This window comes from Streptomyces sp. NPDC036764 (assembly GCF_055609385.1).
This window is the reverse complement of the sequence record NZ_JBVJPT010000010.1, coordinates 165684-179605: the sequence shown is the minus strand read 5'-3', so window position 1 is coordinate 179605 and position 13922 is coordinate 165684. Positions and strand designations below refer to the sequence as shown.

Genomic DNA, 13922 nt, shown 5'->3' with positions numbered 1-13922 from the left:
GGCGCGCCGTGTCCGGCGGGAGCCTCCGCAACGAACTGCGGGCCCCCACGCTCCGCGGCTGGGTGTGGTGGCTGCCGATGGTCGCGGTGCTCGTCGACGTGGCCGCCGAATTCGTCGTCAGGGGCCGCGAGCCGGTGAGCTTCATGCTCATCGCGGTCCCGCCGCTGGCCGCCGCGACCCGTGGGCCACGGGGCACGGCGTTGTCGGCGGTCGTGTGCCTGGGGTTGGAGATGTGGATGGCCGCCCGCCGCCCCGGCCACTTCGACGAGCAGCACCACATCGCCATGTACCTCGCCACCGCCCTCATCGGCATCGCCAGCGTCGCGCTCGCCGCGCAGCGGGAGCGGACCCGGCAACACCTCATCCGCGCCAACTCGGTCGCCGAGGCCATGCAGCGAACCCTGCTGCGCCCCGTGCCGCGCAGACTCGGCCCGGTGCGCGCCGCCGGGTTCTACGAGGCCGGCGAGGGCGGCACCCTCGTCGGCGGCGACCTGTACGACATGTGCGAGACACCCTTCGGGGTGCGGGCCATCATCGGCGACGTCCGCGGCAAGGGGCTCGGCGCGGTACAGACCGTCGCCGCGGTGCTGGGCAGCTTCCGGGTCTCGGCCCACGAATGGCAGAGCCTGAGCGCGCTGGCCGGCCGCCTTGAGCTCAGCATCGCCCGCAACAGCCCGGCCGGCGACGACGGCGACCCCGAACTGTTCGTCACCGCACTGGTCCTGGAGTTCCCGCCGGACGGCGGCGAGGTGCGCATCGTCGACCGCGGCCATCCCGCGCCCCTGGCCGTCGGCCCGCACGGCGCCCGACGACTGCCCACGGAACCCGGACTGCCACTCGGCCTGGGCGGACTGGCGCCGGACGGGGACGACACGACGGTGCACCCCCTCGCGGCATCGGAGGTGCTCGTCCTGCACACGGACGGAGTGAGCGAGGCACGCGACGCGGACGGCGTCTTCTACCCGGTCCTCGAACGGCTCGGTGAACGGTTCTCGGGGGAGCGCCCACCCGACCCGGAGACGGTCGTGTCGTTCGTCCGCACCGACGCCGAATGCTGGTCGGCGCAGGCCGACAACGACGACCGGGCGGTCCTCGCCCTCTCCCTTGATGCCGCGACACGCCCTCGCAAGGGCCCGCGGGCCACCGGCGACGCCACCCCCAGGCCGCGTCGCCGGCGCCCGACAGACCCGCCGGCGGCCGAGTCGTGGTGACGACACGGCCCTCGCGCGACGGCGTGGCACCCGATCAGGGGTGTTCGGTCAGCCGGAAGGACTGCGCGGTCGAGTTGTCACAGGGGCGCTGGACCAACTGCACGCTGTTCGCCGAACCGCCCGTGGTGCTCAGGCACTTGCCGCTGTGCCGGGCGACGAAGCGGTAGTTCCCCGATGCCTCCCGCTCGGGGCGCCACTGCTGGTTGGTGCCACCGCCGTAGGACCACAACTGCAAGGGCGCGTCGTCGGCGGTCGAGACACCGGTGACGTCGACGACCTGCTGGGGGTTGCCGCGGATCGCGATGCGGGCGTAGCCGCTGTCGGTGGGCCGGAACTGGAACTGCTGGGCCTGGGTCTGGTTGCAGGTGTACTGCTGGATCGCGGTGCCGTTGGCCGTGGCCGCCGCCCGGGCGTCGACGCACGCGCCGTTCGCGGTGTTGGCCAGTGAGTACCAGGCCGTGTCCGAGATCGGATCGGTGGGTGTGGGAGTGCCGCTCACTCCGGCGAGCCACTTGAGCCCGTCGATGAGGAAGCGGTTCTGGGTGGGGCTGGCGAACGTGGACGACAGCCGTGTGTTGGTGGCGTAGTCCATGGCGTTGTGGCCGAAGTTCGCGTACAGCATCCGGTACTGGGTGTTGGTCCACAGGATCGGGTAGTAGCCGCTGTACCAGGACTGGTTGGGGTCGGTACCCAGGGGGAAGCTCGACGGATCGACGGACGCCAGGATCTTGATGTTCGGGTTGTTGCGCAGGTCGTTGGACCAGCTATACCACTCGCTGACCGCCGAGGTGAACGTCGCGGGAAGACCGGTGGTGGAGGGGTGGGTACGGTCCTCGGTGCGCAGCACCGCGGTCGTCGGCCCCCAGGTGTTGGAACGGAAGTTTCCGCTGCCGAGGAAGGTGTTGTAGTACCAGGGCCACGATCCCGCGTCCGTGGTGAACGCCGAGACGTGGAAGCCCATCCAGCCGCCTCCCGCCCGCACGTACCGCTCGAAGCCGGCTCGCTGTGCCGCGCTGTCCGGCGCGTCGTCGAGGAAGAGGACGACCTGGTAGTCGTTCACGCCCCCGTTCGCGAGCAGATCCCAGTTCGTCGTCGCGGTGTAGGTGAAGTTGTTCTGGGCTCCGGTGCGCGGAAACCACTCGTTGGCTTCCTTCACGAAGTCGATGTGCGCGGCGTCCCAGGTGCCGTTGTAGAAGGCGATGACCTTGAAGGGGGCGGCCTGGGGCGCTGCGGAGGCGGTGGGCGCGGCGGGGCTCGGGGCGACCGTGAGCCCCAGCACCATCGCGAGTCCCGCCAACAGCCGTACTGCGAGCCGCCTCACGGGTGATTCACCGAGCCGGCGTCGTGGGGGGTGAGGCATGTTTTCTCCTGCGCCGGCGAAGCGGCATGTGGGGGATGGATCTTATTTCACACCATGATTTAAGAAGTGATGGAAATGCTCTGTCAAGGCGTTGGTATAGGCCAATCTGCACCTGGAGTGCCTCAGTCGTGGAGTGCCGGCGCCCTGGGCGTCACTCCGACCGGAGGCTGACGAACTTGTTCGTGACGAACATGTTCGTTAGCCTGTGAGCGTGTCCGAAGGAAGCTCCACACCACGCAGCCGCCGCGAGCGGCCTGCCAAGCCGGCCCTCACCTACGAAGGCATCGTCGCCACGGCCGTACGCCTGATGAAGTCCGAGGGACTCCAGCGAGTCACAATGCGGCGGCTGGCGCAGGAACTCGACACCGGGCCGGCGTCGCTCTATGTGTACGTGGCCAACACGGCGGAGCTGCACGCCGCGGTCCTGGAAGACCTTCTCGGCGTCGTCGACCGCACGCCGGTCGACGACGAGGGGGAGTGGACGGACCGGCTCATCGCGGTGCTCGGTTCCTATACACAGGTGCTGTTCGAGCATCCAAGTCTCGCTCATTCCGCGTTGGTCGCCCGTCCCTCGGGCCCCAACTACCTGGCGCTGGTGGAGGCGATCCTCGGCCTCCTGCACGAGGGCGAGGTGCCCGACGCGCAAGCAGCCTGGGGCGTGGACGTCCTGCTGCAAGTGGCGACCGCCACCGCCGCCGAACAGTCCGCCCGGGATCGCGACAGCGCCGCCGAGGATGACTTCCGGTCCCTCACCACGGCCCTGCGCAGGGCGTCGTCCGAGACGCACCCGCGTATCGCGGCGGTGGGTGACGCGCTCGTGTCCGGCACGCCTCAGGAACGTCTGACCTGGATCTTCCGCTCGGTCATCCAGGGGACCCGGACGACCCCCACCCCAGCACGCACCGCTCCTGACGAGAGCCCCGGCGAGCCGTCGGACCGGGGATCACCCGCACCGAGGAGAGAGTAGGCCCACCATGAGCACCACCACCCACCACCCTGTCATCGTCGTAGGCGCCGGTCTCGGCGGCCTGACACTGGCCCGGGTTCTGCACGTCAACGGCCTTGAAGTCGTCGTCCTCGACCTGGAGTCGAGCGCCCGCATGCGGTCCCAGGGCGGCATGCTCGACCTTCACGAGGAGACCGGTCAGACGGCGCTGCGCGTCGCGGGGCTCCATGAGCAGTTCCGCGCCGAGGTGCATCCCGGCGGGCAGGCGCTGCGGGTCCTCGACAAGGGCGCGCGGGTCCTGCTGGAAGAGGAGGACGACGGTATGGGAAGCCGTCCGGAAATCGACCGCGGCGACTTGCGCGAGATCCTGCTCCGCTCGCTGCCCGAGAACGCGATCCGTTGGAACAGCAAGGTCATCGGCGCGCGGTCACTCGGCGCCGGACGGCACGAGGTGGCCCTCGCCGACGGAACCGTCCTCACCACCGACCTGCTCATCGGCGCGGACGGCGCATGGTCCCGTATCCGGCCGCTGGTATCCGCCGCCACCCCCGAGTACTGCGGCATCTCCTTCGTCGAACTGGATCTCCTCGATGCCGACACCCGCCACCCGGAGTGCGCCGAGCTGATCGGCGGCGGGATGTTCTTCGCGCTCGGCGACAACAAGGGCTTCCTCGCGCACCGTGAGACGGATGGCGGTCTCCACGTCTACACCGCCCTGCGGGCCGCGGAACACTGGCTGTCCACCCTCGACTTCACCGACCCCGGCGCGGTCAAGGCCGCCCTGTCGGAGTGCTTCGCCGACTGGGCGCCCGGCCTGCGGAAGCTGATCGCAGAATGCGACGGCCCGCTCACCCCTCGACTCATCCACGCACTGCCTATCGGACACGACTGGCAGCGCACGCCCGGTGTAACTCTGCTGGGTGACGCGGCCCATCTGATGTCCCCCTTCGCGGGAGAAGGCGCCAACCTGGCCATGATCGACGGCGCCGAACTCGGCCAGGCGCTCGCCGCGCACCCCGGGGACCACGAGACGGCACTGGCGGCCTACGAGAAGGCGCTCTTTCCGCGCAGCGAGGAGACCGCCCGGCAGTCGGCGGAGGGCTTGGAGACGATCTTCAACGACCGGGCCCCGCAGCCGCTGATCGACATGTTCGCTTCCTTTGCGACGGGCTGAAAGGCGTACGTTCGCGGCTTGCGCGAACCGCGTACCGCGCACCGGCAACCGGCCGTGGCTCTGCTCTGGCGACGTGGCAACCAGGCGGTGCACACGGAGACTTGGGGGCGCCGCCAGCCCGTGCAGACGGCCTTGGGGGGTGCCTCGGTCGGGTCCACAGCCAGGCTTTGAGGCGGCTCCGCACCGGGTCGCCGCCTTCACCCTCGCCCGCCTGGACGCGCGCCGGCCCTTGAAACTCCAACCGCTGTGCGTGAGCGACCTGTTGTGGCGCACGATCGCCGAGCGCCATGCCCCGTCAGCCCGTCGTCCTCATCGCCCACCCCCACCCCGGCACCGGCACCGACTCCGATGAAGCGGTTCTGGGCAGTCGTACAGCACTCACCCGCCTCTTCACGAACCTCCTCGACAACGCCCTGCGCCACGCGCACAGCGCCGTGACCGTCGAAGTGGTCCGCACCGGGCATGCGTTGGCCGTCGAGGTCCGCGACTACCGTCCCGGTATCCCCGAACCCGACCTGACGCTGCCACTTCAGCCGGCCGGGTCCGCGTAGCGGGCGGCGATCGCGGCGGCACGGTTGCGCAGGGCGGTGCGCAACGACTGCGGGGCCAGGGCTTCCGCATCCGTGCCGAGCTGCCACAGCGCCCACTCGGCGTGCCGGAAATCCTGGAAGGTCACCTCCAGCCGCAGTCGGCCGTCCGCGTCGGGTTCTTCCGCGCGGACAGCCAGCGCGGTGTCCAGCAGGTCCTCCCGCCGCGCCGGGTTCACGCGTACCAGCACGATGATGTGGTCGCTACCGGAGAGGAACTGCACGGAGCGTTCCCGCCATATCCGGTCCAGATCGACCCGGTTCGGTCGCTGCGCCGCTTCGGGGAGCTCCTCGGCGGCCAGCACTCGCGACAGCCGGTAGGTGCGGTCCGCGCCGGATCTCGTGGCCAGCAGATAGCCCCGGTCGCGTACGGTCACCAGGCCGATCGGGTCCACCGTGCGCCACTGAGGTGGCCGGTCTGTGGCCGCGTAGTGGATGCGCAGCTTGTGTCCGGCGAGCACCGCGCGCCTGACCTCGATCATTGTCGCGTCGGGAACCTCGTCGGCGCCCAGTCGGCGTGAGAGCAGGTCGGTCTCCGGGTCGACGAGAAAGCGCTGGGCCGCGTCGTTCGCGGAGGCCCGATGGCCTTCGGGCAGCGCGTCGACCACCTTGCGGACGGCCGATGCGAGCGCCGGGCGGAGGCCGAATACCTGCTCGCCGCGCCCTGTCCGGGCGGTCAGCAGGGCGAGGGTCTCCTCGTGGTTCAGCCCGATGAGCTCGGTCTGGAAACCGGGTAACAGCGCGAAACCGCCGTGCCTGCCGCGTTCGGCGTAGACCGGGACGCCGGCCGCCGACAGCGCCTCGATGTCGCGCAGCACGGTGCGCGTGGAGACCTCCAGCTCGCGGGCGAGCGTGTTCGCCGTCAGGCGACCGCGCCGGCGCAGCAGGAGCACCAGGGAGACCAATCGGTCGGCACGCATTCGAAAACGCTAACGGAATACGTGACTGAGGGTGTCGTGATTTGTTGCGAGGCTCGTTGCCGCGACGTCAAAGCCGGCGGCTACCGAGGCGATGGACGTACGCACTCCCGATGAATCGAATGGAGTCGATGTGGCAGTGGAACGAACGGCGGTCAACCCGGTGACGTGGTCGGTGGACATGGGCTTCAACCAGGGTGAGGTTGTCTCCGGGCACACACGGACCCTGTACATCTCGGGACAGACCGCGATGAGCGGCGACGGGAAGCCCCGGCACGACGGTGACATGGCGGCGCAGTTGACGCTGAGCATCGACAACCTGGAGGCCGTGCTCGGCGAGGCCGGCATGTCCCTCGCGAACCTTGTCCGGCTCAACGTCTACACGACCGACGTCGATCTGCTGTTCCAGCACTACGCAGTGCTGGCGGCGCGGTTGGGCGCTGCCGGAGTGGCGCCGACCACCACGATGCTCGGGGTGACGCGACTGGCGATCCCCGGCCAGATGGTCGAGCTCGAAGGCACCGCCGTCGGATGATGCGACCTCGCTCATCGCGCGGGGACGGACACTCTGCGGCGAAACCGCTAACTCCCCTGTGAGAGGGGCAGGTTACCTGACGTTAACGCCTGTGACTCAGCCGCGAGACCACTCGGTCCCACCATCGCAATACCTGTCAGCCGATAGGTAATCATCGATCGAGGTGCGCTGATGAGCCGATCAGAGTCCACCCCTGCGTCACGTCCCGCCGACGGCGTCACGACCAGTCCCGTTGCCGTCGGCTACCACCAGGAACTGCGCCGCGGCATGGGCACCTTCGCGTCCTTCGCCGCCGGATTCTCCTTCGTGTCGATACTCACCACCGTCTTCCAGCTCTTCGGCCTCGGTTTCGGCCTCGGCGGGGCGGCGTTCTTCTGGACCTGGCCGTTGGTCTTCGTGGGCCAACTGCTGGTCGCGCTCTGCTTCGCCGAACTGGCGGCGCGCTGGCCCATCTCCGGCGCGATCTACCAGTGGTCGAGCCGGCTGGCCGGCACCACGGTCGGCTGGTTCACCGGCTGGATCATGATCCTGGGGCAGATCCTCACCGTCGCGGCGGCCGCGATCGCCGCGCAGGCGGTGTTGCCGGGCATCTGGTCCGGCTTCCAGATCGTCGGCGGACCTGACGCCGATCCGACGGTCGCCTCCACGACGGGTGCCCAGAACGCGGTCCTCCTGGGCTGCCTCCTGCTGGTGATCACCACGGTGGTGAACATCCTCGGCATCCGCCAGATGGCCGCCGCCACCAGCGTCGGCGTCATGATCGAGATCGTCGGCGTGATCGTGCTGGTACTGCTGCTCTTCTCCCTGCCCGAGCGGGGTCCACAGGTGGTGGTCCACAACACCGGCTGGGCCGGCGACGGCGGCTATATCGGCGCCTTCCTCGCGTCCTCGCTGATGGCGGCGTACGTCATGGTCGGATTCGACTCGGCGGGCGAGCTGGCGGAGGAGACGCACAGCCCACGCCGGACCACTCCCCGGACCATCCTGCGGGCGCTGGTCATCTCGGGTGTGGGCGGTGCGCTGCTGATCCTCTCGGGGCTGCTCGCGGCGAGCAGTCTGACCGACGGCAACCTGGCCTCCGGCGGTCTTTCCTGGGTGCTCACGGACCGGCTCGGAGGCGTTCTGGGGCGGCTGTTGCTGTGCTGCGTCGCGGTCGCCGTGTTCGCCTGCACCCTCGCCGTGCAGACCTCCGGCGCACGGATGATCTACTCCATGGCGCGGGAGGGCGCCCTGCCCTTCCACCGGCACCTAGCGAAGGTCTCGGCCCGCACCGGTACGCCGATCATCACGTCGATCGTGGTGGGCGTGGGCGCCGCGGTCGCGCTCCTGGTGAACGTCCGTCAGTCGGCGATCTTCACCGCCCTGTCCAGCCTCTGCATCGCCATGCTCTACCTGGCCTACCTGGGCGTGACAATTCCGCTGCTGGTCACCCGGATCCGGCACCGGGGCACCGACCGGCTCCCGGACGGCGTCGACGAGACGGGCAGACCGCTGTTCTCGCTCGGCCGCTGGGGCATCGTCGTCAACACGCTCGCCGTGCTCTTCCAGGTCGGCATGACGGTCAACCTGCTGTGGCCCCGCGCCGAGATCTACGACCTCACCGGCGGCACTTGGTGGCTGCAATGGAGCGCTCTGCTCTTCATCGGGGCCGGCTTCGCCCTCGGCGCCGGCTACTTCCTCGCCCGACGGCTGCACCTGCGGATCGAGCTGAAGCACGTACCCCACACGCACTCCGAGCCGCCTGCCGAGGCCGTCGCCGAGCCCGCCTGACGGCTTGGCGGCCGGCCCCGGCCACCGCACAACCCGACGCGATGAGGGACGCACCGACGAAGGGACCACGGCACACCCATGACCGCGACCGAAGGACCGACAGCCATCGAGCCGCACGGCCGAACCCCCCTCACAAACGCCCGCAGGCAGGCCGCCACCCAGCCCTCCACGAGTGTTCGTGACCAGCACCTGACCGACAGCGTCCGCAGCGCCCGGGACGACGCCCGTGCCCAGGGCGGACAGGCGGGCGAATGGATGCCGTACCTTCCGGCATCGGGCAGTCCGCACCGCCCACCGGAGGTCGACCCGGCCGCCCTGGTGTGGGCGGAGACCGTGGCCCCGGGCGGCTACACCCACAAGGTCCTCGCCCGCGGCAGCCGGCTGCGCTTCGACGACCCGACCGGTGACGCCTGTGCCCATCTGCTGCTCTTCAACGCCCTGGAGCCGATCGAGCGGCTCAACGTCGCCGACACCCTGAAGATCCCCTGGCAGGCCTATCTGGGCGAGAACCACCCGCTGTTGTCGGGCGACGGCCGGGTCATGGCCGTCGTCACCGGCGACTCCTCCGGCCGGCACGACGCCTTCTGCGGCACCACCACCGACGCCTGGAACGAACGCAAGTACGGTGACGCCCGCCCCGAAGGGCCCTCCCCGTCAGGCCGCGGACTCTTCGTCAAAGCGGCCGCCAAGCACGGCCTGAGCCGGCGCGACCTGCCGCCCGGCGTGTCCTTCTTCCAGGGCGTACGCGTCGAGTCGGACGGCACCCTCGCCTGGCGGGGGAGTGCGGGGCCGGGCACGTACGTCGAACTCGTAGCGGAAATGCCCCTCTTGGTGCTGGTCGCCAATGTCGCCCATCCGCTGGACCCGCGCCCCGACTACATCGTCGGACCGCTGCGGGTGCACGCCTGGCGTGGCACCGCCACCGGCCCCGACGACCCGCGGTTCACCGCAACACCCGAGTTGCACCGGGCGTACCTCAACACCGTCGACTACTGCGAAGCCCGGGGGCTGTGACATGGCGACCACTCAGGCCGAGAACACCGGCAGCAGCGCGAAGGCGGTGAACACCTACCCGACCGCTTCGGGCGGCACCGTCGTCTCCACCGTCCCGGTCGGCGCCGTGTACGCCGAGGGCTCCCCCCTGGACCGGGGAGCGAGCCTGGTCGAGGGCGCCGTGGTGCTGGACGAGGACGTGGCACCCAACGCGCCCTGGTCGGCGGTCGTGAGCAAGGGACACGTCCTGACGATCGTCGACGTCGGCGGCAACCAGTCCGCCGACTGCCTGATCTACAACGCCGACGACCCCGAGGAGCGCTACAGCGTCCCCGACACCCTGGCCTGGCAGGGCAACGCCTATGTGCGCACCGGCACCACCCTGCGCAGCAACGAGGGGCGCCCGCTGATGACCGTCGTCGCCAACGAGATCGACCGCCAGGACACCATCGGCGGTGCCTGCGGCAAGGAGTCCAACACCCTTCGCTACGGCCACCATGTGATGTTCCATCACGGCTGCCGCGAGAACTTCCTCGCCGAGGCCTCCCGGCGCGGCCTGGGGGTGCGGGACCTCGTCTCCAACCTCAACTGGTTCATGAACGTGCCGGTCGAGGCGGATGGCGCGCTGGGTATCGTGGACGGCATGTCGGCACCCGGCCGCCGGGTGGCCGTGCGCGCCGAGACGGACGTCCTGGTGATGGTGTCCAACTGCCCGCAGATGAACAACCCGTGCAACGACTTCAACCCGACCCCGCTGCGGATGATCGTCGTGGATCCGCGCGGCACCTCGGGCACCGGCGGAGCGACGTCGCAGAGCATCCCGGAGGGCGCCGCGTGACCCGCTCCGCCACCGTCCTCGTCGCCAACCGTGGTGAGATAGCCCGCCGTGTCATCCGCACGGCAACCCGGATGGGCCTGGCCACCGTCGCCGTCTTCTCCGACGCGGACCGGGCCGCCCCGCACGTCCGCGAGGCCGACCACGCGGTCCGCCTCGGTCCGGCGCCCGCCCGCGACTCGTATCTGCGCGGTGACGTGATCGTCGAGGCCGCGCTCGACCACGGTGCCGGGATCATCCACCCGGGCTACGGATTCCTCTCCGAGAACGCCGCCTTCGCCCGCGCCGTCGAGGAGGCCGGCCTGCGCTTCGCGGGCCCGACCGCCGACCAGATCACCGCCTTCGGCGAGAAACACACCGCCCGCGCCCTGGCCAAGGCCGCCGGAGTGCCGCTGCTGGCCGGCACGGAACTGCTGGCGAGCGCCGAGGAGGCCGTCACGGCAGCCGAGTCGATCGGGCTGCCCGTGATGGTCAAGGCCACCGGCGGGGGCGGCGGCATCGGCATGCAGGCATGCGCCACCGCCGCCGAGGTGCGCGAGGCCTTCGCCCGGGTGGCCGCGCTCGCCGAGTCCAACTTCGGATCGGCCGGAGTGTTCCTGGAGCGCCTGGTGCGCCCGGCACGGCACGTCGAGGTGCAGGTCTTCGGCGACGGCACCGGCCGGATCGCCGTCATCGGGGACCGCGACTGCTCGCTCCAGCGCCGCAACCAGAAAGTGATCGAGGAGGCCCCGGCCCCGGCCCTGCCCGACCGTGTCCGCGCACTGCTGCACGACTGCTCGCGCCGGCTGCTCGCATCGGTCGGCTACCGCGGCGCGGGGACCGTGGAGTTCGTCTACGACCCGGTGCGCGAGGAGGCCGCCTTCCTGGAGGTCAACACCCGGCTCCAGGTCGAGCACCCGGTGACCGAGGAGGTGTACGGCGTCGACCTCGTCGAGCTCATGCTCGCCCTGGCCCGCGACGGCCGGGTCGACGACGCGGTGTTCGAGCGGGACTGGACGCCCACCGGACACGCCGTTCAGGCCCGGGTCTACGCCGAGGACCCCGGCAAGGACTCCCTGCCCTCCTCGGGCCTGATCACCCAGGCGCTCTTCCCCGGCCAGGGCACGGACGGGATGCCCGGTGTCAGGGTCGACGGTTTCGCCGAGACCGGCCTGGAGATCTCGCCGTACTACGACCCCATGCTCGCCAAGGTCATCGCGCACGGCGCCACCCGCGACACCGCGTTGGACGTACTCGGCGAGGCCCTGGGCGCGAGCCGCGTCGACGGCATCGTCACCAACCTGGGTCTGCTGCGCTCGCTGACCGTGCGCGGCGAGGTGCGCGAGGCCGTGCACAGCACCAGCACCCTCGCCGGCACCGCCGACCCCGAGCCGCGCATCGACGTCCTGGTGCCCGGAGCGATGACCACCGTCCAGGACCTGCCCGGCCGGCTCGGCTACTGGCACGTCGGCGTGCCGCCGAGCGGCCCCTTCGACCCCGTCTCCTTCGCCGAGGCCAACCTGGCCGTCGGCAACCCGGCAGAGGCTCCCGCGCTGGAGGTCACGGCGGGCGGCCTGACCCTGCGCTTCTCCGCCGCCACCGTGGTCGCCGTGACCGGCGCCCCCGTACCGGTCACCGTGGACGGCACCGCGGCGGCCCTGTGGGAGCCGGTGCCGGTCCCGGCCGGCGCCACCCTGGCCCTCGGCACCGCACCGGGGCCCGGCCTGCGCAGCTATGTGGCCGTCCGGGGCGGCATCGACGTACCCGAATACCTGGGCAGCGCCTCGACGTTCACCCTCGGCGGTTTCGGCGGCCATGGCGGCCGGGCACTGCTCGCCGCAGACGTGCTGCGTCCCGCGGCCTCCAGTGCCACCACCGGTGGCCCGACCCCGTCCGGGCGCCGCCCCGCGATCACCTCGTCCTGGCAGATCGGTGTCACCGAAGGGCCGCACGCGGCACCGGAGTTCTTCACCCGCGAGGACATCGACACCCTCTACGCCACCGACTACAAGGTGCATCACAACTCGGCCCGCACCGGCATCCGCCTGATCGGCCCCAAACCGCGCTGGGCCCGGCAGGACGGCGGCGAGGCCGGACTGCACCCCTCCAACATCCACGACACGCCGTACGCGGTCGGCGCGCTCGACTTCACCGGCGACACGCCGATCATCCTGGGCCCCGACGGGCCGTCCCTCGGCGGGTTCGTCTGCCCGGCGGTGGTCGCCAGCGGCGAACTGTGGAAGCTCGGCCAGCTCCGCCCCGGCGACACCGTCCGGTTCGTACCCGTCAAGGAGGCCGAGGCGGCCGCCCTCGACGCCCGCCGCGCCTCGCCCACGCTGACCAGCACCGGCGGAGACGGCGACGACGGCATACTGGGCCGCCTGGAACCCACCGACACCCGCCCCGGCGTCACCTACCGACGCGACGGAGACGACAACGTCCTCGTCGAGTACGGCCCCATGGCGCTCGACCTCGGCCTGCGGATGCGCGTACACGCCCTCCAGGAGACCCTGGCCGCCCACGCGCCCGACGGCATCGTCGACGTCACCCCGGGCATCCGGTCACTTCAGATCCACACCGACGCCCGCCGGCTGAAGGCCCGTGACCTCACCTCGCTGCTGCGCGAACTGGAGGACGAAGTCCCGCCCACCAACGAGCTGGTGGTCCCCTCGCGCACGGTCCGGCTGCCGCTGAGCTGGGACGACCCGGCGACCCGCCTCGCCATCGAGCGGTACATGGCGGGGGTGCGAGACGACGCCCCGTGGTGCCCTTGGAACATCGAGTTCATCCGCCGGGTCAACGGCCTGGAGACCCCCGACGACGTCTACCGCACCGTCTTCGACGCCTCCTACCTGGTCCTCGGCCTCGGTGACGTCTACCTCGGCGCCCCCGTGGCCACCCCGCTCGACCCACGGCACCGCCTGGTGACCACCAAGTACAACCCGGCCCGCACCTGGACCGCGGAGAACTCCGTCGGCATCGGCGGGGCCTACCTGTGCATCTACGGCATGGAAGGCCCCGGCGGCTACCAGTTCGTCGGCCGCACCGTGCAGATCTGGAACCGGTTCCGCAAAGGCGGCCTGTTCCAGGACTCACCGTGGGCCCTGCGCTTCTTCGACCGGATCGAGTGGTACCCCGTCACCGCTGAGGAACTCCTGGAACTGCGCGCCGAGACCGACGCCGGCCGAGGACCCCGCGACACGCAGGAAGGCACTTTCTCGATAGCCGAGTACAACGCCTTCCTGAGCGCCAACGCCGACTCGATCGCGGTCTTCCGGCAGCGGCAGAGCGCCGCGTTCGAGGCCGAGAAGGAACGCTGGCGGGCCGCCGGCGAGTTCGACCGGAACGACGATCCCGAACCCCCGGCCGCCGACGCCGTCACCGTCCCGGAGGGTGCCGTCCCGGTCACCGCGCCGTTCACCGCCACCGTCTGGCAGACCGTCGCGCAGCCGGGCACCACCGTCGCCGAGGGCGACCCGATCCTCTCGCTGGAGGCGATGAAAATGGAGTCCAAAGTGAGCGCCCCCGCCGCCGGAACCCTCCTGGCGATCTACGTCAAACCCGGTGAACAGGTCGCCCCGGGTCAGGTCCTCGCGGCGGTGCGGCCATGAGCGT

Annotated in this window: 11 protein-coding genes; 9 read left to right on the top strand and 2 right to left on the bottom strand. The window is 70.7% G+C overall.

The annotated features are described in order from the left end of the window. Positions 1-8: 8 nt before the first annotated feature. The gene (locus ACZ69Q_RS30815) at positions 9-1211 is read left to right on the top strand and encodes a PP2C family protein-serine/threonine phosphatase (protein ID WP_471047928.1); all 1203 of its coding nucleotides are present in this window, start codon (positions 9-11) and stop codon (positions 1209-1211) included. Positions 1212-1245: 34 nt separating this feature from the next. Here ACZ69Q_RS30815 and ACZ69Q_RS30810 read toward each other — a convergent pair whose 3' ends face one another. After that, positions 1246-2571, bottom strand: coding sequence for a ThuA domain-containing protein (locus ACZ69Q_RS30810; protein WP_471047925.1), 1326 nt, complete (start codon positions 2569-2571; stop codon positions 1246-1248). A gap of 211 nt (positions 2572-2782) precedes the next feature. On the opposite strand from ACZ69Q_RS30810, the gene ACZ69Q_RS30805 reads away from it, so the two are divergent. The 3 genes from ACZ69Q_RS30805 (at position 2783) to ACZ69Q_RS30795 (ending at position 5242) form a co-directional block, all read left to right on the top strand. After that, complete coding sequence (locus ACZ69Q_RS30805) at positions 2783-3538, top strand: TetR/AcrR family transcriptional regulator (protein ID WP_471047923.1); 756 nt, start codon at positions 2783-2785, stop codon at positions 3536-3538. A gap of 7 nt (positions 3539-3545) precedes the next feature. Beyond that, positions 3546-4691, top strand: a complete 1146-nt coding sequence (locus ACZ69Q_RS30800; protein WP_471047920.1) for an FAD-dependent oxidoreductase — start codon at positions 3546-3548, stop codon at positions 4689-4691. Between the two features lie 287 nt (positions 4692-4978). Continuing rightward, entirely contained in the window at positions 4979-5242 is a 264-nt protein-coding gene (locus tag ACZ69Q_RS30795) for an ATP-binding protein (RefSeq protein ID WP_471047918.1), read from the top strand. Here ACZ69Q_RS30795 and ACZ69Q_RS30790 read toward each other — a convergent pair. After that, entirely contained in the window at positions 5221-6198 is a 978-nt protein-coding gene (locus tag ACZ69Q_RS30790; RefSeq protein ID WP_471047915.1) for a helix-turn-helix transcriptional regulator, read from the bottom strand. The two genes, ACZ69Q_RS30795 and ACZ69Q_RS30790, sit on opposite strands and share 22 nt — an antisense overlap. Before the next feature lie 136 nt (positions 6199-6334). Between ACZ69Q_RS30790 and ACZ69Q_RS30785 the strand changes: the two genes are divergently transcribed. From ACZ69Q_RS30785 to uca, 5 genes are all read left to right on the top strand, one after another. After that, a complete protein-coding gene (locus tag ACZ69Q_RS30785) occupies positions 6335-6730 on the top strand; it encodes a RidA family protein (protein WP_471048259.1) in 396 nt (131 codons plus the stop codon). A gap of 171 nt (positions 6731-6901) precedes the next feature. Beyond that, the gene (locus ACZ69Q_RS30780) at positions 6902-8500 is read left to right on the top strand and encodes an amino acid permease (RefSeq protein WP_471047913.1); all 1599 of its coding nucleotides are present in this window, start codon (positions 6902-6904) and stop codon (positions 8498-8500) included. A 78-nt stretch (positions 8501-8578) separates the two neighbouring features. Continuing rightward, positions 8579-9514 (top strand): urea amidolyase associated protein UAAP1, encoded by a 936-nt coding sequence (locus tag ACZ69Q_RS30775; protein ID WP_471047909.1) that lies wholly within the window; start codon positions 8579-8581, stop codon positions 9512-9514. 1 nt (position 9515) lies between these two features. Next, positions 9516-10331 (top strand): urea amidolyase associated protein UAAP2, encoded by an 816-nt coding sequence (locus ACZ69Q_RS30770; RefSeq protein ID WP_471047906.1) that lies wholly within the window; start codon positions 9516-9518, stop codon positions 10329-10331. Continuing rightward, positions 10328-13918 carry an urea carboxylase gene (gene uca / locus ACZ69Q_RS30765; RefSeq protein WP_471047903.1) on the top strand — a complete coding sequence of 1197 codons (3591 nt, stop codon included), beginning with the start codon at positions 10328-10330 and terminating at the stop codon, positions 13916-13918. Before ACZ69Q_RS30770 ends, uca begins: the two co-directional genes overlap by 4 nt. Positions 13919-13922 lie beyond the last annotated feature (4 nt).

Coding starts and splice junctions, on each gene's coding strand:
- ACZ69Q_RS30800 (WP_471047920.1), top strand. CDS start 3,546: ATGAGCACCACCACCCACCACCCTGTCATCGTCGTAGGCGCCGGTCTC.
- ACZ69Q_RS30790 (WP_471047915.1), bottom strand. CDS start 6,198: ATGCGTGCCGACCGATTGGTCTCCCTGGTGCTCCTGCTGCGCCGGCGC.
- ACZ69Q_RS30775 (WP_471047909.1), top strand. CDS start 8,579: ATGACCGCGACCGAAGGACCGACAGCCATCGAGCCGCACGGCCGAACC.
- ACZ69Q_RS30770 (WP_471047906.1), top strand. CDS start 9,516: ATGGCGACCACTCAGGCCGAGAACACCGGCAGCAGCGCGAAGGCGGTG.
- ACZ69Q_RS30810 (WP_471047925.1), bottom strand. CDS start 2,571: ATGCCTCACCCCCCACGACGCCGGCTCGGTGAATCACCCGTGAGGCGG.
- ACZ69Q_RS30795 (WP_471047918.1), top strand. CDS start 4,979: ATGCCCCGTCAGCCCGTCGTCCTCATCGCCCACCCCCACCCCGGCACC.
- ACZ69Q_RS30780 (WP_471047913.1), top strand. CDS start 6,902: ATGAGCCGATCAGAGTCCACCCCTGCGTCACGTCCCGCCGACGGCGTC.